This is a genomic window from Rothia sp. BD8, assembly GCF_044878465.1.
GTDB classification, from domain to species: Bacteria; Actinomycetota; Actinomycetes; order Actinomycetales; family Micrococcaceae; genus Rothia; species Rothia kristinae.
The window spans coordinates 112153-135206 of record NZ_JANJES010000008.1 but is presented as its reverse complement, the minus strand read 5'-3'; the positions used below and the strand labels follow the sequence as shown (position 1 = coordinate 135206).

The window sequence follows — 23054 nt, the reverse complement described above, 5'->3', positions numbered from 1 at the left end:
CCGCATGATAGGCTCGAGACCCGTGGTGAATGAATCCAAGACAGCGTCGGCACAGCACAGCACGGACCGGAAGATCACCCGGCAGATCTTCGTCACGGGGGGTGTGGCCTCCTCCCTCGGCAAGGGGCTGACCGCCTCCAGCCTCGGGCGCCTGCTGCGCTCGCGCGGGCTGTCCGTGACCATGCAGAAGCTGGATCCCTACCTCAACGTGGATCCCGGCACCATGAACCCCTTCCAGCACGGCGAGGTCTTCGTCACCGACGACGGCGCCGAGACGGACCTGGACATCGGCCACTACGAGCGCTTCCTGGACGAGAACCTCGACGCCTCGGCCAACGTGACCACCGGCCAGGTCTACTCCACCGTGATCGCCAAGGAGCGGCGCGGGGAGTACCTGGGGGACACCGTGCAGGTCATCCCGCACATCACCGATGAGATCAAGGCGCGCATGCGCCGCCGGGCCACCGGCGAGCCCGACGCCCCGGACATCATCATCACCGAGATCGGCGGCACCGTCGGGGACATCGAATCCCAGCCGTTCCTGGAGGCCGCCCGCCAGGTGCGCCGCGACGTCGGGCGGCGCCACGTGTTCTTCCTGCACGTCTCCCTGATCCCCTACATCGGGCCCTCCGGGGAGATGAAGACCAAGCCCACCCAGCACTCCGTGGCGGCCCTGCGCGGGCTCGGGATCATCCCGGACGCCCTGGTGCTGCGCTCGGCCAAGGAGGTCTCCGAGAGCCTCAAGGCCAAGGTCGGCAGCGCATGCGATGTGGACACCGAGGCCGTCATCGCCTGCCCGGATGCCCCGAGCATCTACGACATCCCCAAGACCCTGTACCGGCAGGGCCTGGACGCCTACATCCTGGACTACCTGGGCCTGGACTACCAGCCCGCGGACTTCACCGAGTGGGACAAGCTGCTGCGCACCGTGCACCAGCCCTCGCACGAGGTCACGGTGGGGCTGGTCGGCAAGTACATCGACCTGCCGGACGCCTACCTGTCCGTCTCCGAGGCGCTGCGCGCCGGCGGCTTCGCCAACGACGCCAAGGTGAGCATCAAGTGGATCGCCTCGGACCTGTGCCAGGATCCCGAGGGTGCGGCCCGGCAGCTGGCGGACGTGGACGCGATCTGCGTGCCCGGCGGCTTCGGGATCCGCGGCCTGGAGGGCAAGCTCGGCGCCCTGCGCTACGCCCGGGAGCACCGCATCCCGACCCTGGGGCTGTGCCTGGGCCTGCAGTGCATGGTCATGGAGTACGCCCGCAGCGTCGTCGGCCTGCCGGAGGCCTCCTCCACCGAGTTCGACCCGGAGACCTCCACCCCGATCATCGCCACGATGGAGGAGCAGAAGCAGTTCGTGGACGGCGCGGGGGACCTGGGCGGCACGATGCGCCTGGGCCTGTACGACGCCAAGCTCACCGAGGGCTCCGTGGTGGCCGGCGCGTACGGGGCCACCGAGGTCAAGGAGCGCCACCGGCACCGCTACGAGGTCAACAACGCCTACCGCGAGCAGCTGGAGGAGGCCGGCCTGGTGATCTCCGGGACCTCCCCGGACGGCTCACTGGTGGAGTTCGTGGAGCTGCCCGCCGAGGTGCACCCCTACTACGTCTCCACGCAGGCCCACCCGGAGCTGCTGTCCCGGCCCACCCGCTCCCACCCCCTGTTCCGCGGGCTGATCGCCGCGGCGCTGGCCCGATGACGACGTCGGAGCGCCGGGGCGGGCAGGCGCGGGAGCCGCTGGCGGACCGGATCTGCCCGATCGAGCCCGAAGAGCAGCGGGAGATCTTCTCCGGGAAGGTCTTCGACGTCGTGGAGGAGGGCTTCCGGCTGGAGCCGGACGGCGCGATGATCCGCCGCGAGTTCCTGCGCCACCCGGGGGCCGTGGCGATCGCCGCGCTGAACGAGGAGCAGGAGATCCTGCTGATCAGCCAGTACCGCCACCCCGCCGGCATGCGGATGTGGGAGATCCCGGCGGGGCTGCTGGACGTCGCGGGGGAGGCCCCCGTGGACGCCGCGCGCCGGGAGCTGCGCGAGGAGGCGGATCTGACCGCCGCCCGCTGGGACACCCTGCTGGAGTTCCAGAACACCCCCGGCGCCTCGAACGAGGCCACCCGGATCTTCCTGGCCCGCGGCATCGACCCGGTGCCCGAGGCCGAGCGCTTCACCCGCGAGGAGGAGGAAGCGCAGATCATCACCCGCTGGGTGCCCATCGAGGAGGCCGCGACGGCCGTGCTGGGCTCGCGTCTGCACTCCCCGTCCGCGGTCAACGCGATCCTCGCCGTGTGGGCGGGGCTGCGCCGGGACTTCGCGGATCTGCGTCCGGCCGAGGCCGCGTGGCCGGCGCACCCGGGGTTCCGGGAGGACGACGTGGCGTGAGCCGCCCACACGCCGCGCCGGCCGTCGCCCCGGCCCCGGAGCTGAACGACGGCCTGCGGCGGTACCTGCAGCACCTGGAGATCGAGCGCGGCCTGGCCGCGAACACCCTCGCCTCCTACCGCCGGGACCTCGGGCGCTACCTGGCCTTCCTCGCCGACCGGCGCGGCGTGCGCGCCCCCGGCGAGGTCGTCACCGAGGACGTGCAGGAGTTTCTGCGCCACCTGTCCCGCCCGCGCGCCGAGGGCGGGCGGGGGCTGTCCGCGCGCAGCGCGGCCCGCGCCGTCGTCGCGGTGCGCGGGATGCACCGGTTCTGGACCCTGGAGGGGATCACCCCCGCGGACCCCGCGGAGGCCGTGGCCCCGCCGCGCCCGGGACAGCGCCTGCCCAAGGCCCTGCCGGTGCAGACCGTGGCCCGGATCCTGGAGGCCCCGGATCGGCAGACCCCCGCCGGGCTGCGCGATGCGGCCTTACTGGAGTTCCTGTACTCCACCGGCGCGCGCATCTCCGAGGCCGTCGGGGTCGACCGGGATGACCTCTCCGCCCCGACGCCGCCCGGTCAGGAGCACGCCACGGGCGTGGTGCGCCTGTTCGGCAAGGGCGGCCGGGAGCGGATCGTGCCGGTCGGCTCCTACGCGCGCGAGGCCGTCTCCGCCTACCTCGTGCGATCCCGGCCCCTGCTGGCCGCCCACGGCCGCGGCACCCCGGCGCTGTTCCTCAACGCCCGGGGGGGGCGCCTGACCCGCCAGGGGGCGTGGCTGGTGCTGAAGAAGGCCGCCGAGCGGGCGCAGATCACCCAGGAGGTCTCCCCGCACTCCCTGCGCCACTCCTTCGCGACCCACCTCCTGGAAGGCGGGGCGGACATCCGCGTGGTCCAGGAGCTGCTGGGCCACGCCTCCCTGACCACCACGCAGATCTACACCAAGGTCACCGCGGACACGCTGCGGGAGGTCTTCCTCTCGGCCCATCCGCGGGCGGTGTGAGACTCACTCGGGCAGATGCCGCTCACCTGGCCCGTCGTAGGCGGACAGCGGGCGGATCAGCGAGTTGTGGGCCAGCTGCTCCATGATGTGCGCGGTCCACCCCGTGACCCGGGCGGCCACGAACAGCGGCGTGAAGGTCGGGGTGTCGAAGCCCATCAGGTGATAGGTCGGCCCGGCCGGGTAGTCCAGGTTCGGCTGGATGCCCTTGGCCTCGTCCATGGACTTCGCCAGACCCTTGTACAGCCCCATCATCTCGCCGCGGTCGACGTGTTCGATCATGTCGAACAGCGCCGCCTGCATGGTCGGGACGCGGGAGTCGCCGTTCTTGTACACCCGGTGCCCGAAGCCCATGACCTTCCTCTTCTGCCCCAGGGCCGCGTCCATCCACTCCTTCGCGCGCCGCTCGGCGTCGGCCTCGGACTCATCCTCCCGGATGCCGATCTCGTCGAAGGTGTGCATCACGGCCTCATTGGCCCCGCCGTGCAGCGGACCTTTCAGCGCGCCGATCGCCCCGGTCACCGCCGAATACAGGTCCGACAGGGAGGAGGCGATGGTGCGGGCGGTGAAGGTCGAGCAGTTGAAGGAGTGCTCGGCGTACAGGACCATCGAGACGCTGAAGGCTCGCTTCACCTCGGGGGCCGGGACCTCCCCGAAGGTCATGTGCAGGAAGTTCTCGCACCAGTCCAGGTCCTCCCGGGGCTGGATCAGCTCCTGGCCCCGACGGCGCCGCTGATCGTAGGCCACCACCGCGGGCAGGGCCGAGAACAGCTTCTTCGCCTTGAGCAGGTTCGCCGCGGGGGAGTCGTCCTCGGCGGCCGGATCCTGGGCCCCGAGCACGGAGACGGCGGTGCGGCACACGTCCATCGGGTGGCAGGCGGTCGGCAGCGCGTCGATGACGGTCTTGAGGGAGCTGTCCATCGCCCGGTGGGCGGCGTCGAACTCCCGGAACTCGGAAAGCTCCCGCTCGGTGGGCAGCTCGCCGTTCCACAGCAGCAGGGCCACCTCCTCGAAGGAGCAGCGCGCGGCCAGCTCCTGCACCGGGTAGCCGCGGTAGAGCAGGGAGTTGGTCTCGGGGTTGACCTTGGAGATCGCCGTCGTGTCGGCGACGACCCCGGCCAGGCCCTTGCGGATCTCTTCGGACATGGGGATCACTCCTTCGTGATGATGGGCGAGGTCGACCGGGGGCTCAGCCCCGGAAGCGGTCGGGGACCTCGAAGTCGAAGATCCCGGAGTCGAACCGGCCGTAGCCGGCGTAGTCCACGAGCTCGTAGAGGCGCTGGCGGGTGAGCATCTGATCCACCGCGGCCTCCTGGGTGCCCTCTGCGGCGATGGTCTCAAGGACCCGCTCCATCGCCCCCAGGGAGGCGCGCAGCAGGGTCACCGGGTAGATGATCAGGTTCACTCCGGCCGCGGCGAGCTCATCCTTCGTGTAGAGCTGGGAGCGGCCGAACTCCGTCATGTTGGCCAGGATCGGGACGTCGACGGCGGCGCGCACCATCTCGAACTCCTCGAGCGAGGTCATCGCCTCGGGGAAGATGGCATCCGCCCCGGCCTCGACGAGCCGGCGCATCCGAGCGATCGCGGCCTCCAGCCCCTCCACCCCGCGCAGGTCGGTGCGCGCCATGATCAGGAAGTTCTCATCGCGACGGGCCTGCGCTGCGGCCGCGATGCGCTGCAGGGCGGTCTGCTCGTCGACGACGTTCTTGTTCTCCAGGTGCCCGCAGCGCTTGGGGTTGACCTGGTCCTCGATGTGGCACCCGGCCAGTCCGGCGTCTTCGAACTCCTGGACGGTGCGGGCGACGTTCATCGGCTCGCCGAAGCCGGTGTCGGCGTCGACGATGGCCGGCAGATCCGTCATCCGGGCGATCTGCCCGGCCCGGGTGGCGACCTCCGAGAGGGTGGTCAGCCCGATATCGGGGAAGCCCAGCTCATTGGCCAGCACGGCCCCGGAGATGTAGACGCCGTCGTAGCCCTTCTCCTGGATCAGCTTGGCCGAGATCGGGGTGTAGGCCCCCGGGAACTGGCGGACCGTCCCGGAAGCGAGCATCTCGCGCAGCGCGATCCGCTTCCGGGCGGCGGTGGTCTGGGGGTACAGCATCAGAACAGTCCCTTCGCTCCGGTCTCCAGCGGGATGTCCGCGGTGATGTTCAGTGCATCGAGTTCGCCGGCCGCGAGGTTCGGCAGCTCCTCGGCGGCCTGGATGAACCGCTCGAGCTCGGTCTCGGCCACGGAGCCCTCGGCGAGGGCGCGCAGCTTGGTCAGGTACTGCTCGCGGGCGAAGGGCCGGGCCCCCAGCGGGTGGGCGTCGGCCACCGCGATCTCCTCGACGAGCCGCGAGCCGTCCGCCAGCCGGATCTCGGCCCGGCCGCCGAAGGCCTTCTCCTGCGGATCGATGGAGTGGTAGCGGCGGGTCCACTCCGGGTCCTCCTCGGTGGTGACCTTGTGCCACAGCTCCACGGTGTCCGGTCGGGCCGCGCGCTCGGGGGCGTAGGAGCGGTTGTGCTCCCACTGCCCGTCCTGCAGGGCGACGGTGAAGATGTAGGGGATCGAGTGGTCGAGGGTCTCGCGGGAGGCCTGCGGGTCGTACTTCTGCGGATCCTTGGCCCCGGAGCCGATCACGTCGTGGGTGTGGTGGGAGGTGTGCAGCACGATCGACTCGACGTTCTGCGGGTCTGTCAGCTCGGGGTGCTCGCGGTGCAGCCTGCGGGCCAGGTCGATCCAGGCCTGGGCCTGGTACTCGGCGGAGTGCTCCTTGGTGTAGGTCTCCAGGATGCCGAGCTTGGGTTCCCCGGGGGCCGGCAGGGGGACCTCGTAGGAGGCGTCGGGGCCGTCCAGCAGCCAGGCGATCACCCCGTCCTCGCCCTCGTAGATCGGCACGGGGGAGGTCTGCCCGCGCATCGCCCGGTCCACGGCCTCGACCGCCATCTTCCCGGCGAAGGCCGGGGCGTGGGCCTTCCAGGTGGAGATCTCGCCCTTGCGGGACTGGCGGGTCGCGGTGGTGGTGTGCAGGGCCTGGCCGATCGCCTGGAAGATCGTCTCGGCGTCGAGGTCGAGCAGGGTTCCGATCCCTGCGGCCGCCGAGGGCCCCAGGTGGGCGACGTGGTCGATCTTGTGCCGGTGCAGGGAGATGGCCTTGACCAGGTCCACCTGGATCTCGTAGCCGGTGGCGATGCCGCGGATCAGGTCCCGGCCCGAGCGCCCGGCATGCTGGGCCACCGCGAGGATCGGCGGGATGTTGTCCCCGGGGTGGGAGTACTCGGCGGACAGGAAGGTGTCGTGGTAGTCCAGCTCCCGCACCGCGACCCCGTTGGCCCAGGCGGCCCACTCGGGGGAGACCCGGCAGGTGGCGGCGTCGACGCCGATCAGGGCCGCACCGGACCCGCCGGGGCCGGGGGCATGGGTCAGGGCCTGGTCGCGCGCGGAGACGATGGGGCCGCGGTTCAGCGAGGCGATGGCCACCGCGGTGTTGTCCAGGATCCGGTTGATGACCATCTCCTGGACCTCGGGGGTGACCTCGACCGGGTCGGTCGCGACCTTCGCGATCTTGTGGGCGAGCTGCTGCTCGCGGGGCAGGTTCTCCTCGCTGCGGTGCACGCGCACGGTGTGGGTGACGGTCACGGGTCAGTCCTTTCGATCTTCGGGGCGGCGGGGCCCAGAGGGCGGACGTCCACCGGGGTCGGTGCGGGTTGCTGGTGCTCGAGGCGGCGCACGGCCCGCAGGATGGCGCTCAGCGCCCGATCCAGGTGCACCAGGGTCGCGGCGCGGGCCAGCTCGGGATTCCCGGAGGCCACGGCGCGGGCGATCTGGGCGTGCTCGGCGGCCGCCGCGCGCAGGCGCGCCTCGTCCTTCCGGGACAGCCGGCGCACCCGCTGCAGGTGCGCTCGCAGCTGCTCCTGGGCGTGGCGCAGCCAGGCGCTGTCCGCGGCCTCGTCCAGGGCCTCGTCCAGCGAGGCCACCAGGGCGTAGTAGGCGCTGCGATCGGCGTCGTCCCCGGCCAGCGCGGCCCCCATCCGCTCCAGGCGCTCGGCCAGCCGGTCGAAGACCCGCGGATCCGCCCGCCGGGCCGCCAGGGCCGCGGTCTGGGTATCCAGGGCCTCGCGCAGCTCGAACATCTCGCGCACGCCGTCCGCGGAGACCTCGGCGACGACGACGCCGCGGCCCGGGCGGGGTGCGGCCAGTCCGTCCCCCAGCAGCCGGGAGACGGCCTCGCGCACGGGGGTGCGGGAGACGCCGAGCTGATCGGCCAGCTCGACCTCGCCGAGGATCGTCCCGGGAGGCCGGTGCCACCCGATGATCTCCTCGCGCAGGATCCCGTAGACCCGGTCCGATGCTCGCACCCGTCCCCTCCTCGCCGTCGCTGTGATGTGGATGACTCCATGTATACAGAACTTCTCCGGATGGGGCAACAACGGCAGTTCCCGTCGCTTCGAACGGATGTTGTGTATTCACTGCCCTTGTCAGCTATGGCGCAGAACACTATGTTGGTCTGCACAGCACGGAAGGAGACCCTGCGCCATGACCCCCACCTACCGCCGGACCTACGCCGAGAGCCTCGAGGATCCCGAGGGCTTCTGGCTGCGCGCGGCGCAGCTGATCGACTGGGAGCAGGCCCCCACCCGGGCCCTGGACGACTCCGCCGCCCCGCTGTACCGCTGGTTCCCCGATGCGACGCTGAACACCTGCTTCAACGCGGTGGACCGGCACGTGCGCGACGGGCGCGGGGACCAGGTGGCGATCCTGCACGACTCCCCGGTCACCGGCACCCGCACCGAGATCACCTACGCCCGCCTCCAAGAGGAGGTCGCGGCCTTCGCCGGGGCGCTGGCCGCGGCCGGGGTGGGCACGGGGGACCGGGTGCTGATCTACCTGCCGATGATCCCCGCCGCCCCCGTGGCCATGCTCGCCTGCGCCCGGCTGGGTGCCGTGCACTCCGTCGTCTTCGGCGGCTTCGCTCCGGCGGAGCTGGCCAGCAGGATCGACGACTGCCGCCCGGTCGCCGTCGTCACCGCCACCGGCGGGATCGAGCCCACGCGGCGCATCGAGTACCTGCCGGCCGTGGAGGAGGCGCTGCGCCTGGCCGAGCACCCGCCGGGCGCGGTCTTCGTGCGCCACCGCGAGGGCTTCGCGACCACGCTGGCCGAGGTCGCGGCCCGGGCCGGGACCGACGGGCAGCCCGCCTGCGCCTGGCGGGACTGGGAGGAGGCCGCGGCCGCCGCCGAGCCCGCCGGATGCACCACCGTCCGAGCCACCGACCCGCTGTACATCCTCTACACCTCCGGGACCACCGGCGCCCCCAAGGGCGTCGTGCGCGACGCCGGCTCCCACGCGGTGGCCCTGCGCTGGTCGATGGAGGCGATCTACGACGTCGGACCGGGCCAGACGATGTTCACCGCCTCCGACGTCGGGTGGGTCGTCGGGCACAGCTACATCGTCTACGCGCCCCTGCTGACCGGGGCGACCACCGTGCTCTACGAGGGCAAGCCGGTGGGCACCCCCGACGCCGGCGCGTTCTGGCGGGTCGCGGCCCAGGCCCACGCGCGGGCCCTGTTCACCGCACCCACCGCGCTGCGCGCGATCCGCCGGGCCGACCCCGACGGCGAGCTGATCCGGGATTGCGACCTGTCCGACCTGCAGACCCTGTTCGTGGCGGGGGAGCGACTGGACCCGGAAACCCTCGGCTGGGCCGAGGAGGTCTTGGGCGTGCCGGTGATCGACAACTGGTGGCAGACCGAGACGGGCTGGCCCATCGCCGCGAATCCGCGCGGGCTGGAGCCCCTGCCGGTGAAATCCGGCTCCCCGACGGTGCCCGTGCCCGGGTACCGGGTGGAGGTCCTGGGACCGCTCGGCGAGCCCGTGCCCGCCGGGACCGAGGGCAACCTGGTGCTGCGCCTGCCCCTGCCGCCGGGGTGCCTGCCGACCCTGTGGGGCGATGACCAGCGCTTCGTCTCCTCCTACCTGTCCGCCTTCGAGGGCTGCTACGCCACGGGGGACTCCGGCTACCTCGACGCGGACGGCTACGTCTACGTCATGGGACGCACGGACGACGTCATCAACGTCTCCGGGCACAGGCTGTCCACCGGGGCGATGGAGCAGGTCCTGGCCGCGCACCCCGCGGTGGCCGAGGCCGCGGTGATCGGGGTGGCCGATGAGCTCAAGGGGCAGCGGCCCTCCGGCTACGTGGTGCTGCGTCGGGACGCCGAGATCGAGGAGCGGCGGCTGGGCGAGGAGCTGGTGGCGATGATGCGCCAGCGCATCGGGGCGGTCGCCGACTTCAAGCACGTGCGGGTGGTCTCCGCGCTGCCCAAGACCCGCTCCGGCAAGATCCTCCGCAAGACGATGCGCCAGATCGCCGACGGCGAGGACTGCCGCGTGCCCTCCACCATCGAGGATCCGGCCGTGCTGGAGGACCTGGTGCCCGTGCTGCACGGCTCCTGACGCCCTGCGACCCTGAAGGATCCCGCGTGTGATGCGGAAGACGCGATATGCATCATGACGGTATAGGATCGCCTGGCACACCATCTCATCCACCTGCGAGGAGCCGTTCATGGCCCAGACCTCCGACGCCGCCCGCTCGGCGTCCGCCACCCCGTGGTACCGCTCGGGAACCCACCTGCTGTACCTGTCCGTGATCGCCGGGGTCGTGCTCGGCGCGGCCCTCGGATTGATCGCCCCCGGCACCGGGAAGGCGCTCGCGCCCATCGGCACCGGCTTCGTCGCGCTGATCAAGATGCTCATCGCCCCGGTGATCTTCTGCACCATCGTCATCGGCGTCGGCTCGGTGGCCAAGGCCGCGACGGTGGGTCGGGTCGGCGGGATGGCGCTGATCTACTTCGTGCTGATGTCCACCTTCGCCCTGGTCATCGGCCTGGTCGTGGGCAACCTCATCCACCCCGGGGACGACCTGCACTACCACTCGGGCCACTACGAGGTCGCCGCTGCCGAATCCACCGGCTGGGCCAACACCGGCAACCACACCGTGGACTTCCTGCTCAACATCATTCCCAGCTCCCTGCTCAACGCCCTCGTCTCCGGGAACATCCTCCAGGCCCTGTTCGTGGCGCTGCTGGTGGGCTTCGCCCTGCAGCGCATGGGCGAGGCGGGCAAACCCATCCTGAAGTTCATCACCTATCTGCAGGCCGTCGTCTTCCGCATCCTCATGATGATCATGTGGGTCGCTCCGCTGGGTGCCTTCGGGGCCATGGCCGGGGTCGTCGGGGCCACCGGGATCAAGGCCGTCGGGCAGATGGCCCTGCTGATGCTGGCCTTCTACATCACCTGCGCCCTGTTCATTCTCGTGATCCTCGGCGGGCTGCTGAAGCTGGCCACCGGGCTGAACATCCTCAAGCTGCTGAAGTACCTCGGGCGGGAGTACCTGCTGATCTTCTCCACCTCATCCTCCGAGGCAGCCCTGCCGCGGCTGATCGCCAAGATGGAGCACACCGGGGTGGACAAGTCCGTCGTCGGCATCGTCGTGCCCACCGGGTACTCCTTCAACCTCGACGGCACCGCGATATACCTGACCATGGCCTCGATCTTCGTCGCCGACGCCATGGGCAAGCCGCTGAACATCGGCGAGCAGGTCTCCCTGCTGATCTTCATGATCATCGCCTCCAAGGGCGCGGCCGGGGTCACCGGCGCGGGCCTGGCCACCCTGGCCGGCGGCCTGCAGTCCCACCGACCCGAGCTGGTGGACGGGGTCTCCCTGATCGTGGGCATCGACAAGTTCATGTCCGAGGCCCGCGCCCTGACCAACTTCACCGGCAACGCCGTGGCCACCCTGCTGATGGGCAGGTGGAACCGCATGGTGGATCTGGACCGGGCACGGCGCGTGCTCGACGGCGAGCTGCCCTTCAACGAGGCCGACCTCGCGGAGAACCCGCACTACGAGGAGGTCCAGGGGGACAGGAACGTGGACCAGGCCGTCGTGCTGAAGTCCCCGACCAAGCAGATGCCCACCGTCGAGGGTCCCCGGCAGGCCGGCTCCACGACGATCCAGGACCTGGACTCCTGACCCGAGCCCGGAACGGCGCCCCGTCCGCCCCACCGGGTGCGACGCCGTCCCGGTCGGGCCCGCCCGTCCAGCGCCGCTGCCCCGAACCCGCCCCGCCCTCCCCGGCGGGGCGGTAGGGTTTAATCCCGAGCCAGAACTGTCCCCGACGACGGAAAGCCGCTTGTGACTGCATCTACCCCCGACGCCAACCTCGGGCCCACCGGGCGCCCCCTGCGCACCTTCCCCGATCCCCCCGAGCTGACCGAGCACGGCCCCGCCCGGGTGATCGCGATGGTCAACCAGAAGGGCGGGGTCGGCAAGACCACCTCGACCATCAACCTCGGCGCCGCGCTCGCGGAGCTCGGACGCAGGGTGCTCATGGTGGACTTCGATCCCCAGGGCGCCCTGTCCGCCGGCTTCGGCGTGAACCCGCACGAGCTGGACACCACCGTGTACACCGTGATGATGGATCGCAAGACGGACGTGCGCGAGGCCATCCGGGCCACCGAGTTCCCGAACATGGACCTGCTGCCGGCCAACATCGACCTCTCCGCCGCGGAGGTGCAGCTAGTCAACGAGGTCGCTCGCGAGCAGGTGCTGTCCTCCGCGCTGAAGAAGGTCAAGGACGACTACGACGTCGTGCTCATCGACTGCCAGCCCTCCCTGGGGCTGCTCACCGTCAACGCCCTGACCGCCGCGGACGGGGTCATCATCCCCCTGATCTGCGAGTTCTTCGCGCTGCGGGCCGTGGCCCTGCTGGTGGACTCCATCGAGAAGGTCCAGGACCGGCTGAACCCGGACCTGCGCATCGACGGGGTCCTGGCGACGATGTTCGACTCCCGCACCCTGCACTCCAAGGAGGTGCTGGCCCGCATCGTGGACGCCTTCGGTGACAAGGTCTTCGACACCGTCATCAAGCGCACCGTGAAGTTCCCGGACGCCACCGTCTCCGCGGAGCCGATCCTGACCTACGCCCCCACCCACACCGGGGCGATCGCCTACCGGGAGCTGGCCAAGGAGCTCATCGAGCGCGGAGGCTCCCGCTGATCCAGGCGGCCCCCGCCCCGGGTGCGCCCGGGGATCTCGCCGCGGCGGCGGCGGACCCGCCCGAGGCCGACGAGGCCGCGGGCGGGTTCTCCGTGACCCTGGAGAACTTCGCCGGGCCCTTCGAGGTGCTGCTCAACCTCATCGGGCAGCGGCGCCTGGACATCACCGAGGTCGCGCTGGCCGAGGTCACCGACGAGTTCATCGCCTACGTGCGGGCCCTGCGCGACACCGGCCTGGAGCGGGCTCTGGACGAGGCCAGCGAGTTCCTCGTCGTCGCCGCGACCCTCCTGGACCTGAAGGCCGCCCGGCTGCTGCCGGCCGGGCAGGTGGAGGACGAGGAGGACATCGCGATGCTGGAGGCCCGCGACCTGCTGTTCGCCCGGCTCCTGCAGTACAAGGCCTTCAAGGACGTCTCCGGGATCCTCGCCGAGCGTTTCGACGCCGAGCGCAGCCGCTTCGCCCGCACCGTGCCCCTGGAACCGGAGCTGGCCTCGGCCCTGCCCGAGCTGGTGTTCACCGCGAGCCCGCAGGACCTGGCCCGGCTGGCCGAGCGGGCCCTGACCCCGCGGCAGGAGGACCCGCAGGAGGTCGGCACCGATCACCTGCACGGCGCACGGGTCACCGTGCGGGAGGAGGCCGAGCACCTGGCCGCCCGGCTGCGGCCCGGGGCCGCGCTGAGCTTCGCGCGCCTGGTCGCCGACGCCGAGGACCTGCTGGTGGTCGTCGTGCGGTTCCTGGCCCTGCTGGAGATGCACCGGGACCGGGTCGTCGCCTTCGCCCAGGAGACCCCGCTGGGGGACCTGACGGTGCGCTGGGTGGGGGAGGACCCCACCTGGAGCGCGGCCCGACTGGCCGCGGACGACTACCAAGGGGCTGCCGCCGTCGCCCAGAGCCCCGCCGGCGCGGGCACCGCCGCCGGCGCGAGGGCCGACGCCGGCGCAGCCGAGGAGGCCAGACCATGAACGAGGAGCAGACCGGGCGCGAGGAGGAGTCCTCGGTGCGGCTGCGTCCCGGAGGGGTCCGGGCGGCCGTGGAGGCCATCCTGATCGTCGCCGCGGCCCCGGTGGACGAGCTCGAGCTGGCCGAGGCGCTTCAGGTGCCGGCCGCCGAGGTGGCCGCGGCCCTGGAGCAGCTGGCCCGGGACTACGACGGGCACCCCGTCCCGGACGATGGCGGCACCCTCGAGCACAGCACCGCCGAGAACAGCACCACCGACCCCGACGCCGTCGGCCTCGGCACCGCGGCGTCTGATGCCGCCGAGCGTGAGGCAGGCGACCGCGACGGCGCGGACTCGGCGCGGTATGCTGAAGAGTCCGCCGTTCAGGCGCGTGCGCGGGAGACCGCCGGGTCCCGGGTCCGCGAGCCGCGCGGCGTGGAGCTGCGTCGGGTCGCCGGCGGGTGGCGGCTGTACTCCCGCACGGACTTCGCCCCCTGGGTGCGCCGCTTCGTGCAGGAGGGGCAGACCGCGAAGCTCTCCCAGGCCGCCCTGGAGACCCTCGCGGTGATCGCCTACCGCCAGCCGATCTCCCGCGCCCGGGTCTCCTCGATCCGCGGCGTGAACGTGGACGGCGTCGTGCGGACCCTGCGCACCCGCGGCCTCGTCGTCGAAGCCCAGGAACCCGGGGAATCCGGGGCGACCCTCTTCGAGACGACCCCGCTGTTCCTGGAGAAGATCGGCCTGGAATCCCTCGCGGACCTGCCGCCCATCGCCCCCCACCTGCCCGGGGCGGAGGACGTGGCCGAGTACGAGGACCGGGCGCCCGCACCGCGCCGCCGCGCACCGGCGCCACCGGGGCAGGAAGACCACCGATGAGGGGACCCGCACGCCGCGGGACCCAGCACGAGAAGATGAAGGACACCATGGCCAGCAGATCGACGGGACGTCAGAACAACGCCAGCGGCAGCACAGGGGGCGCAGGCTCCGCCAAGCCCGGCCCCTACCGCGGACCCAAGCCCGGAGGCTCCGGGCGACCGAGCGGCAAGCCCCGCCCGGGCCGCCCCGCCTCCTCCCGCCCGGGGGCCAAGCCGGGGGAGAAGCGGGTCGGCGGGCCCCGGCCCGGCGGGCGCCGGGACGCGCCGGCCGTGAAGTCCGGAGCGAATAAGTCCGACTCGAAGAAGTTCCGGCCCCGCAAGGGCCAGTCCGGCAAGATCTTCGCCCAGGAGCGCGGGGAGCGCCGGGCCGAGCAGCACTACCGCGGCCCGCACCGGCCCCGCCGCCCCCGGGCCGCCCCCGTGGACCGGCTGGACGTGCACGACCCCAATGGGGTGCGCCTGCAGAAGCTCATGGCCCAGGCCGGGGTCGCCTCCCGCCGGGTCTGCGAGCAGATGATCGAGGAGGGGCGCGTCGTCGTCGACGGCCAGCCCGTCACGGAGCTCGGCGTGCGCGTGGACCCGGCCAAGGCCACCGTGCAGGTGGACGGGATCACCATCCAGACCGACGAGTCCAAGGTCTACTACGCCTTCAACAAGCCCGAGGGCGTGCTGGCGACCATGGAGGACCCGGAGGGCCGGCCCTGCATCACCGACTACCTGGACCCCAACAAGCGCGAGCGGATCTTCCACGTGGGGCGCCTGGACGTGGCCACCGAGGGGCTGCTGCTGCTGACCAACGACGGCGAGCTGGCCAACCGGCTGATGCACCCCTCCTACGAGGTGCCCAAGAAGTACCTGGTGCAGGTGCGCGGGCCCATGGAGCACGGGGTCGGCGCGGAGATGAAGAAGGGCATCCGCCTGGAGGACGGGGTGGCCAGGGTCGACGAGTTCCGGCTCGTGGACTCCACCCCCGGGCACCTGCTCGTGGAGGTCACCATCCACTCCGGGCGCAATCGCATCGTGCGCCGCCTGTTCGACGCCGTCGGACACCCGGTGGAGAAGCTCGTGCGCACCGAGATGGGGCCGGTGCGCATCGGCTCCCAGAAGCAGGGCACCGTGCGCAACCTGTCCAAGGTCGAGATCGGCCAGCTGCTGGCCGCCGTGGAGCTGTAGCCCGTGCCCGCCCGTGCCCGCAGCGCCGTCGGCGCCACCGTGTCCGGCCCGGTCCTGATCATCGGGGCCGGGCTGCTCGGGGCCTCCGTCGGCCTCGGGCTGAGCCTGCAGGGCGTGCCCGTGTGGGTCCGGGACATCTCCCCGACCACCGAGGCCGTGGCCGCGGACCTCGGGGCCGGCTCCTCCTGGGCCGGGCTGGTCCGGGAGCTCGGGGAGGAGGGCGCACGCGCCGAGGCCGACCCGCAGCTGGTGGTCGTGGCCACCCCGCCCGACGTCGCCGGGGCCACGGCCGTGCAGGCGCTGCGGGACTTCCCGCGCGCCGTCGTGCTGGACATCGCCTCCGTGAAGGCCCCCATCCTCGCCGAGGTCCTGGCCTCCGGGGAAGACGCCCGCCGCTACATCGGCACCCACCCGATGGCCGGGCGGGAGCGCTCCGGGCCGGTGGCCGCGCGCGCGGAGCTGTTCACCTCCCGCCCCTGGGTGGTCTGCGAACACGAGGAGGTCGCCCCCGAGGCGGTGCGCCTGGCCCGCGGGCTGGGCCAGGACCTCGGCGGCATCGTGACCTTCCTGGATCCGGCCGAGCACGACGAGACCGTCGCCCTGATCTCCCACGTGCCGCAGGTGATGTCATCGCTGCTGGCCTCCCGACTGCGCGACACCCCCCTGGAGGCGCTGGGCCTGGCCGGGCAGGGGCTGCGCGACACCACCCGGATCGCCGCCTCCGCGCCGGGCATGTGGGTGCAGATCCTCGCGGCCAACGCCGCCCCGGTGGTGCGCACCCTGTACGGGGTGCGCGCGGACCTGGACCGGCTCATCGGCACCCTCGAGGACCCGACCGCCGACGGCGCCCGCCTGGACATCGCCCAGCTGATGAGCGAGGGCAACGCCGGGGTGGCCCGCATCCCCGGCAAGCACGGCGGCTCCCCGAAGGCCTTCAGCGAGCTCACCGTGCTCGTGGACGACACCCCGGGGCAGATCGCCCGCCTGCTCACCGAGATCGGGGAGCTCGGCGTGAACGTCGAGGATGTGCGGATGGAGCACTCGCCCGGCCAACCGGTGGGTATGGTCGAGGTAGCCGTGAATCCGACGGTGCACGAGCGGCTGGTGCAGGACCTGACCACCCGCGGGTGGCGGATCGCCCGCTGAGCGCTCGCGCCGACACCGCGCACCGCCCCCGGATGAACCAATCGACGACGATGGAGGAACCATGCCCGCAGACACCACGGACGGCGCCCGCGAGGAGGCGCTTGTGAAGGCCTCCGCTCCGGCGGAGCCGGCCGCATCCCAGTTCCGGGACGCGGACAACGCCGAAGCCTGGAAGTCGGAGCTCGTCATCGCCATCGACGGACCCTCCGGCTCCGGGAAGTCCTCGGTGGCCCGTGAGGTGGCCACCCGGCTGAAGCTGGCCTACCTGGACACCGGGGCCATGTACCGCGCCCTGACCTGGTGGGTCCTGGAGACCGGCACGGACCCGCAGGACGCCGAGGCCGTGGCCGAGGCCGCGAAGTCCCTGCCCCTTGAGCTGGGCACCGACCCGATCGTGGAGACCGTCATGTGCAACGGCGTGGACATCCGCGAGGCCATCCGCTCCGAGCGGGTCACCGCCGCGGTCTCCGCCGTGGCCAGCAACCCCGAGGCCCGTAAGGCCCTGATCGCCCAGCAGCGCCTGGAGATCGTCTCCAACGGCAAGCGCATCGTGGCCGAGGGGCGGGACATCACCACCGTCGTCGCCCCGGACGCCACCGTGCGGATCCTGCTGACCGCCTCCGAGGAGGTCCGCAAGGCCCGGCGCGGGGAGCAGCTGGGAGGGGACCGCACCTCGGAGCAGCTGGAGGCCGACGTCTCCCGGCGCGACGCCGCGGATTCGCGGGTCAACAACTTCACCGAGGCCGCCGAGGGCGTGGATCTCGTGGACTCCACGGACCTGGACTTCGAGCAGACCGTGGCCGAGGTGATCCGCGTGATCGACGAGACCGCGGCCCGCAACCACGAGCAGAAGCAGCAGGAAGGCTCCGGGGACTCCGGGACCGAGGACGACGAGCAGGAGAGCGGAGCATGAGCCCCGTCGGCGACGAATACGAGCAGAAGTACCTCGGATCCACCGAGGGCGAGGACCTCGCCGAGTACCTGGAGAACCTCGACGAGGCCGAAGCGGAGCAGCGGGCCGAGGCCCTGCGCGCCGGGCTGGACGACTACGACCTCGAGGACGAGGACCGCCGGCTCCTGGTGGAGTGGGGCTTCGAGACCGGGCCGGAGGAGTCCGAGGAGCCGGACCCGGTGGTCGCCGTCGTCGGGCGCCCCAACGTCGGCAAGTCCACGATCATCAACCGCATCCTGGGTCGGCGCGAGGCCGTGGTCATGGACCAGCCAGGCGTGACCCGCGACCGGGTGTTCTACCAGGCCGAATGGAACGACAAGGCCTTCACCCTGGTGGACACCGGCGGGTGGGAATCCGATGCCAAGGGCATCAACGCGCAGGTCGCGGCCCAGGCGGAGCTGGCCGTGGCCCACGCCGACGTCGTGATCCTCGTGGTGGACGCCCTGGTGGGCATCACCGCGATGGACGAGGCGATCGTGCAGATGCTGCGCCGGGTGGACAAGCCGCTGCTGCTGGCCGCCAACAAGATCGACGACTCCCACCAGGAGCCCGAGGCCGCCGCGCTGTGGGGCCTGGGCATGGGCGAGCCGCACCCGGTCTCCGGGGTGCACGGGCGCGGGATCGCGGACCTGCTGGACGAGCTGCTGAAGGTCATGCCGGAGCACTCCCAGTACGCCGAACCCGAGGCCTACGCCGGGCCGCGCCGCGTCGCCCTGGTGGGCCGGCCCAACGTCGGCAAGTCCTCGCTGCTGAACAAGCTGGCGGGGGAGGAGCGAGCCGTGGTCAACGAGCTGGCCGGGACCACCCGGGATCCGGTGGATGAGCTCGTGGAGCTGGGCGGGCACGCCTTCCGCTTCGTGGACACCGCGGGCATCCGGCGTCGGCAGCACATGGCCAAGGGAGCGGAGTTCTACGCCTCGCTGCGCACCCAGACCGCCCTGGAGCGCTCCGAGCTGGCCGTGGTGCTGCTGGACGTCTCCGAGCCGCTGTCCGAGCAGGACGTGCGCATCCTGCAGCTGACCATCGACTCCGGCCGGGCCATGGTGCTGGCCTTCAACAAGTGGGACACCCTGGACGAGGAGCGCCGCTACGACCTGGAACGGGAGATCGACCGGGACCTGGCCCACGTGGCCTGGGCGCCGCGGGTCAACATCTCCGCGAAGACCGGGTGGCACAAGGACAAGCTGGTCCCGGCGATGCTGAAGTCCCTGGAGGCCTGGGACTCCCGGATCCCGACCGGGCGGCTGAACGCCTTCCTCGGGGAGCTGGCCGCAGCCCACCCGCACCCGGTGCGCGGGGGCAAGCAGCCGCGGATCCTGTTCGGCACGCAGGTCTCCTCCCGCCCCCCGAAGTTCGTGCTGTTCACCACCGGGTTCCTGGATCCCGGGTACCGTCGGTTCATCACCCGGCGGCTGCGCGAGACCTTCGACTTCGAGGGCACCCCGATCGAGATCTCGATGCGCGTGCGCGAACGCCGCGGCCGCGGGACGGGCGGATCCGGACGCGGGAAGCGGTAGCGCGGACGCGAGGCGGCGCATCCGTTCCCACTCCTCCCGCGAGGCGGCGCATCCGTTCCCGAAAGCGGGATTTCCGGGAACGGATGCGCCGGGTCGATGGGGAGTGGGAACGGGTGCGCCGTCTCGGCGAGGTGATCGGGGCCGGATCCGTGCCGCGTCGTGGTCTCGGGCCCGGGTGCTGTGCACCGGCGTCGATGTGCGCTGGACGGGCGCGGCGTGTACTATGGACCAGGTGCTCGGGGCTTCCCCGAGCCTCGGGAATTCGGGTTGTGGCGCAGCTTGGTAGCGCACTTGACTGGGGGTCAAGGGGTCGCAGGTTCAAATCCTGTCAACCCGACGAACAGCCGGGGCCGATCAGCGGAAAACGCTGGATCGGCCCCCGCTTTTTCGCGTCCCCGGCCCGGCGGGCGGGCCCGGACGGACGCTTCAGGGGCGAGGTCCGTGCTGACGTGCCGGGTTCCTGCTGAGATGCCGCGCGGCGGGGACGCATCTCAGCACGAACGACGCATCTCACCGCGGCGTCGCACCGGCCCGCCCGTCCCCGTTCCCCTCGCCGCGAGGCACCGGCATAGTCTACACTGGCCAGAGAGATCCAGAACACGATGCGAGGAGGGCTCATGGCCCAGCAGCAGATGTCCACTGACGGATACCGCGTGCAGAACCCCGCGACCGGGGAGGTCCTGGAGACTTTCGAGCACGCCACCGACGAGGAGGTGCAGCAGATCCTGACCCGGGCCGCGGAGGGCTACCGCGCGTGGTCGGAGAAGACCATCGAGCAGCGCGGGGAGATCGTCCAGAAGGTCGCAGACCTGTTCGCCGAGCGCAAGGAGGAGCTGGCGCGGATCATCACCGAGGAGATGGGCAAGCCCCACGCCGAGGGCGTCGAGGAGGCCGAGTTCTGCGCGGACATCTTCGGCTACTTCGTCAAGAACGGCCCCAAGCTCGGGGCGGATCAGGAGATCGAGTCCTTCTCCGGAGGGAAGGCCTACGTGCAGAAGCGGCCCATCGGCGCGCTGCTCGGGATCATGCCGTGGAACTTCCCGTACTACCAGATCGCCCGCTTCGCCGCGCCCAACCTGATGCTGGGCAACGTCATCATCCTCAAGCACGCGGAGATCTGCCCCCGCTCCGCCCAGGCCGTCCAGCAGATCATGGACGACGCCGGCATCCCCGCAGGGGTCTACGCCAACGTCTTCGCCACCCACGACCAGATCGCCGAGATCATCGCCGATCCCCGGGTGCAGGGCGTGTCCCTGACCGGTTCCGAGCGGGCCGGGTCGATCATCGGTGCGCTGGCCGGTCAGCACCTGAAGAAGGCCGTGCTGGAGCTGGGCGGATCGGACCCGTACGTCATCCTGGACACCGACGACGTCGCCGCCGCGGCCCGCACCGCCTGGGAGACCCGCATCTACAACACCGGGCAGGTCTGCAACGCCAACAAGCGGCTGATCGTCATGGACGAGATCTACGACGAGTTCGTGGCGCAGCTGAAGAGCCTGGCCGAGGGCATGACCCCGGGGGAGACCATCGACGTCGACGCCAAGACCTTCACCCCGATGTCCTCCCGCGCCGCCGCGGAGAACCTCGACGCCCAGGTGCGCCGGGCCGTGGAGCAGGGCGCCGAGCTGGTCGCCGGCGGGGGACTGCGCGATGAGGCCTCCGCCTACTACGCTCCCGCGGTGCTCACCGGCATCACCTCGGAGATGGACGCCTACCGGGAGGAGCTGTTCGGCCCCGTCGCCGCCGTGTACCGCGTCTCCTCCGACGAGGAGGCGCTGCACCTGGCCAACGACACCCAGTACGGCCTGGGCGGTGCCGTGTTCTCGCAGGACACGGCGCGAGCGCAGCGGCTGGCCGAGCGGCTGGAGGTGGGCATGGCCAACGTCAACACCCCCGCCGGGGAGGGCCCCGAGATCCCGTTCGGCGGGGTCAAGCGCTCCGGCTTCGGCCGCGAACTCGGCCCCCTGGGCATGGACGAGTTCGTCAACAAGCGCATGTACTACGTCGCTGACTGAGCCACCGAGCCCGACGACGACGGCCCCCCCGCCCCCCCCCGGCGGGCCCGCCGGCCCCCCGGGCGCGCGGCCGCCCGCCCCCGGGCGTCGAACCCCCCCCCCCGCCCCCCCCCCCCCCCCCCCCCGCCGGGGGGGGGGGGGGGGGGGGGGGGGGGGGGGCGCCCCCGGGCGCCCCCCCCCCCCCCCCCCCCCCCCCCCCCCCCCCCGGGGCGGGGGCCCCCCCCCCCCCCCCCAAACCCCCCCCCCCCCCCCCCCCCACCCCGTCCCGAATCTCCTGTCGGGCGGGGCTGCCCACCGCTGCGTTGCGGGAGATGACCGCCGGCGTCGTCGTGTCCCCGGATGACGCGACCCTCGACGACGCCGCGACCGCCCGCGTAGCTTCGGGCCAGGCCCGCGATCGGCGGGCCACCCACTCGCGACGGAAACGGGGCACCCATGATCCTCACCGGACTCGGCATCGGCATCCTCCTCGGCATCATCATGCAGCGCGGCCGCTTCTGCGTCACCGGGATGCTCCGGGACATCTTCCTGCAGCGCTCGTGGCGCGGGTTCACCGCCCTGCTCGTGGTGATCTCCGTGCACGGGCTGGGCCTGGCACTCCTCACCGCCACCGGGGCGATCACCCCCGAGTACCCGGCCTTCGCCCCGGCGGCCGTGGTGATCGGCGGACTCGTCTTCGGCCTCGGCATCGTCCTGGCCGGCGGCTGCGCCTCCGGCACTTGGTACCGCTCCGGGGAGGGGCTGGTGGGCTCCTGGGTCGCGCTGGCCCTGTACGCTACCTCCGCGGCCGTGATGAAGTCCGGTCCGCTGAGCGGCTTCACCACCTGGATGAAGTCCGGGACCACGGGGCTGACCACCATCCCGGAGGCCCTCGGCCTGCCCGCCTGGGTCTTCGCCGTCGGTCTGGCCGTGATCACGGCGCTCGCGGTGGCCCGCTACCGCCGGGCCGACGCCGCCCGGCCCCGTCCCGCGCGCCTGGACGGGCGCCCGACGTGGCAGCGCCCGCTGGGACTGTGGAGCGCCGGGATCCTGGTGGGGCTGCTCGGCGTCATCGCCTGGCCGCTGTCCGCCGCGACGGGACGCAACGACGGTCTCGGCATCACCACGCCGTCGTCCAACCTCATGGGGTTCCTCATCACCGGGGAGCCGCAGAAGCTGGACTGGGGCGTGCTGTTGGTGCTCGGCCTGCTCGCGGGTTCGTTCCTCGCGGCCAAGGCCACTGGGGAGTTCCGGGTGCGGGTGCCCGACGCCCAGACCACCGTCCGCGCGGCGGCCGGCGGCGTGCTGATGGGCGTGGGCGCCTCCCTGGCCGGCGGCTGCACCGTCGGTAATGGCATGGTGCAGACCGGCCTGTTCACCGTGCAGGGTTGGGTCGCGCTGGTCTTCATCGCCCTGGGCGTCGGCCTGGGCGCCAAGCTGTGGCTGGCCCCGGTGCGCGACCGGCCCGCCGCCACCGGGGCCGGCGCCGGGTCTGAGGCTGAGGGCACCTACACCACCGCGCAGAGCCTGGATCAGGCCCTGCCGGAGGAGGACCGGGAGGCGACGTCGGCGGGGTCCGTCCCCGCTGCCCCCGCCGGGCCCTCCGTCGGCGCTCCCGCCGCCGCGTCGACCGCGTTCGCGGGGATCGCGATGGCCCCGGGCGGCGTCGGGGTGCTGCAGCGGCTCGAGGAGAAGGAGCAGGTGCGCGACCTCGGTGACGGCCGCTACGCCCTGGACTCCCTCGGCGCGGTCTGCCCCTTCCCGCTGCTGCAGGCCCAGCGGGTCATGGGTGAACTGTCCGCCGGTGACAGGCTGGTCATCGACTTCGACTGCACCCAGGCCACCGACGCCATCCCCCAGTGGGCCGCCAAGGACGGGCACGCCGTGGAGGACTTCCGCGAGACGGGCTCGGCGAGCTGGCAGATCACCCTGCGCAAGGGCGGGGCCGCCCGGGCCTGAGCTCTCAGCCCTGTTCTCCCATCTCTCCGATCGATTCGGGACGGATTCGTCGCTTCGGGACCGGAATATCCCGTCCCGAAGCGGCGAACCCGTCCCGAATCTGGTTCCCAG

Annotated in this window: 18 protein-coding genes and 1 tRNA gene; 15 read left to right on the top strand and 4 right to left on the bottom strand. The window is 72.0% G+C overall.

Annotated elements, in window-relative coordinates; translation table 11 throughout:
• Positions 1–4 precede the first annotated feature (4 nt).
• Genes NQ707_RS08135 through xerD form a run of 3 tightly spaced genes read left to right on the top strand, consistent with a single transcriptional unit; the run spans position 5 to position 3353 of the window.
• Positions 5–1696: a CTP synthase gene (locus tag NQ707_RS08135; protein ID WP_055684700.1), complete on the top strand. Its 1692-nt coding sequence runs from the start codon at positions 5–7 to the stop codon at positions 1694–1696.
• A complete protein-coding gene (locus tag NQ707_RS08130; protein ID WP_081047877.1) occupies positions 1693–2373 on the top strand; it encodes an NUDIX hydrolase in 681 nt (226 codons plus the stop codon). The genes NQ707_RS08135 and NQ707_RS08130 overlap by 4 nt, the downstream gene beginning before the upstream one ends.
• Positions 2370–3353 (top strand): site-specific tyrosine recombinase XerD, encoded by a 984-nt coding sequence (gene xerD / locus NQ707_RS08125; protein ID WP_058730973.1) that lies wholly within the window; start codon positions 2370–2372, stop codon positions 3351–3353. Before NQ707_RS08130 ends, xerD begins: the two co-directional genes overlap by 4 nt.
• Before the next feature lie 3 nt (positions 3354–3356).
• Here the strand turns inward: xerD and NQ707_RS08120 are convergent, their stop codons facing one another.
• The 4 genes from NQ707_RS08120 to NQ707_RS08105 are packed head-to-tail and all read right to left on the bottom strand — an operon-like array spanning position 3357 to position 7690.
• The gene (locus tag NQ707_RS08120; protein WP_055684698.1) at positions 3357–4496 is read right to left on the bottom strand and encodes a bifunctional 2-methylcitrate synthase/citrate synthase; all 1140 of its coding nucleotides are present in this window, start codon (positions 4494–4496) and stop codon (positions 3357–3359) included.
• Positions 4497–4539: 43 nt separating this feature from the next.
• Positions 4540–5451 carry a methylisocitrate lyase gene (gene prpB / locus NQ707_RS08115; RefSeq protein WP_404435377.1) on the bottom strand — a complete coding sequence of 304 codons (912 nt, stop codon included), beginning with the start codon at positions 5449–5451 and terminating at the stop codon, positions 4540–4542.
• A complete protein-coding gene (locus tag NQ707_RS08110) occupies positions 5451–6971 on the bottom strand; it encodes an MmgE/PrpD family protein (protein ID WP_100464723.1) in 1521 nt (506 codons plus the stop codon). Before NQ707_RS08110 ends, prpB begins: the two co-directional genes overlap by 1 nt.
• Positions 6968–7690 (bottom strand): GntR family transcriptional regulator, encoded by a 723-nt coding sequence (locus tag NQ707_RS08105; protein WP_404435375.1) that lies wholly within the window; start codon positions 7688–7690, stop codon positions 6968–6970. Before NQ707_RS08105 ends, NQ707_RS08110 begins: the two co-directional genes overlap by 4 nt.
• Positions 7691–7868: 178 nt before the next feature.
• Here NQ707_RS08105 and NQ707_RS08100 point away from each other — a divergent pair, with 178 nt between their 5' ends.
• The 12 genes from NQ707_RS08100 (at position 7869) to NQ707_RS08045 (ending at position 22943) form a co-directional block, all read left to right on the top strand.
• On the top strand, positions 7869–9788 hold the full coding sequence (locus NQ707_RS08100) for an AMP-binding protein (protein WP_196826047.1): 1920 nt from the start codon (positions 7869–7871) through the stop codon (positions 9786–9788).
• A 109-nt stretch (positions 9789–9897) separates the two neighbouring features.
• Positions 9898–11364, top strand: a complete 1467-nt coding sequence (locus NQ707_RS08095; RefSeq protein ID WP_058730976.1) for a cation:dicarboxylate symporter family transporter — start codon at positions 9898–9900, stop codon at positions 11362–11364.
• Positions 11365–11526: 162 nt separating this feature from the next.
• A complete protein-coding gene (locus tag NQ707_RS08090) occupies positions 11527–12390 on the top strand; it encodes a ParA family protein (RefSeq protein WP_055684693.1) in 864 nt (287 codons plus the stop codon).
• Positions 12390–13352: a ScpA family protein gene (locus NQ707_RS08085; RefSeq protein WP_081101652.1), complete on the top strand. Its 963-nt coding sequence runs from the start codon at positions 12390–12392 to the stop codon at positions 13350–13352. Before NQ707_RS08090 ends, NQ707_RS08085 begins: the two co-directional genes overlap by 1 nt.
• Complete coding sequence (gene scpB / locus NQ707_RS08080; RefSeq protein ID WP_061225741.1) at positions 13349–14203, top strand: SMC-Scp complex subunit ScpB; 855 nt, start codon at positions 13349–13351, stop codon at positions 14201–14203. The genes NQ707_RS08085 and scpB overlap by 4 nt, the downstream gene beginning before the upstream one ends.
• Positions 14204–14238: 35 nt before the next feature.
• Positions 14239–15375 carry a pseudouridine synthase gene (locus NQ707_RS08075; RefSeq protein WP_081101659.1) on the top strand — a complete coding sequence of 379 codons (1137 nt, stop codon included), beginning with the start codon at positions 14239–14241 and terminating at the stop codon, positions 15373–15375.
• Between the two features lie 3 nt (positions 15376–15378).
• Entirely contained in the window at positions 15379–16521 is a 1143-nt protein-coding gene (locus NQ707_RS08070; protein WP_055684690.1) for a prephenate dehydrogenase, read from the top strand.
• A 61-nt stretch (positions 16522–16582) separates the two neighbouring features.
• Complete coding sequence (cmk, locus tag NQ707_RS08065) at positions 16583–17434, top strand: (d)CMP kinase (RefSeq protein ID WP_081046268.1); 852 nt, start codon at positions 16583–16585, stop codon at positions 17432–17434.
• The gene (gene der, locus NQ707_RS08060) at positions 17431–18990 is read left to right on the top strand and encodes a ribosome biogenesis GTPase Der (RefSeq protein WP_061225740.1); all 1560 of its coding nucleotides are present in this window, start codon (positions 17431–17433) and stop codon (positions 18988–18990) included. The genes cmk and der overlap by 4 nt, the downstream gene beginning before the upstream one ends.
• Before the next feature lie 263 nt (positions 18991–19253).
• A tRNA-Pro gene (locus NQ707_RS08055) sits at positions 19254–19327 on the top strand.
• 295 nt (positions 19328–19622) lie between these two features.
• Complete coding sequence (locus NQ707_RS08050) at positions 19623–21005, top strand: NAD-dependent succinate-semialdehyde dehydrogenase (protein ID WP_129358154.1); 1383 nt, start codon at positions 19623–19625, stop codon at positions 21003–21005.
• Positions 21006–21440: 435 nt separating this feature from the next.
• Positions 21441–22943 carry a YeeE/YedE thiosulfate transporter family protein gene (locus NQ707_RS08045; RefSeq protein ID WP_058730241.1) on the top strand — a complete coding sequence of 501 codons (1503 nt, stop codon included), beginning with the start codon at positions 21441–21443 and terminating at the stop codon, positions 22941–22943.
• Positions 22944–23054: the final 111 nt, after the last annotated feature.

Coding starts and splice junctions, on each gene's coding strand:
- NQ707_RS08135 (WP_055684700.1), top strand. CDS start 5: ATGATAGGCTCGAGACCCGTGGTGAATGAATCCAAGACAGCGTCGGCA.
- NQ707_RS08130 (WP_081047877.1), top strand. CDS start 1,693: ATGACGACGTCGGAGCGCCGGGGCGGGCAGGCGCGGGAGCCGCTGGCG.
- NQ707_RS08120 (WP_055684698.1), bottom strand. CDS start 4,496: ATGTCCGAAGAGATCCGCAAGGGCCTGGCCGGGGTCGTCGCCGACACG.
- prpB (WP_404435377.1), bottom strand. CDS start 5,451: ATGCTGTACCCCCAGACCACCGCCGCCCGGAAGCGGATCGCGCTGCGC.
- NQ707_RS08100 (WP_196826047.1), top strand. CDS start 7,869: ATGACCCCCACCTACCGCCGGACCTACGCCGAGAGCCTCGAGGATCCC.
- NQ707_RS08095 (WP_058730976.1), top strand. CDS start 9,898: ATGGCCCAGACCTCCGACGCCGCCCGCTCGGCGTCCGCCACCCCGTGG.
- scpB (WP_061225741.1), top strand. CDS start 13,349: ATGAACGAGGAGCAGACCGGGCGCGAGGAGGAGTCCTCGGTGCGGCTG.
- NQ707_RS08075 (WP_081101659.1), top strand. CDS start 14,239: ATGAAGGACACCATGGCCAGCAGATCGACGGGACGTCAGAACAACGCC.
- cmk (WP_081046268.1), top strand. CDS start 16,583: ATGCCCGCAGACACCACGGACGGCGCCCGCGAGGAGGCGCTTGTGAAG.
- der (WP_061225740.1), top strand. CDS start 17,431: ATGAGCCCCGTCGGCGACGAATACGAGCAGAAGTACCTCGGATCCACC.
- NQ707_RS08050 (WP_129358154.1), top strand. CDS start 19,623: ATGTCCACTGACGGATACCGCGTGCAGAACCCCGCGACCGGGGAGGTC.
- NQ707_RS08045 (WP_058730241.1), top strand. CDS start 21,441: ATGATCCTCACCGGACTCGGCATCGGCATCCTCCTCGGCATCATCATG.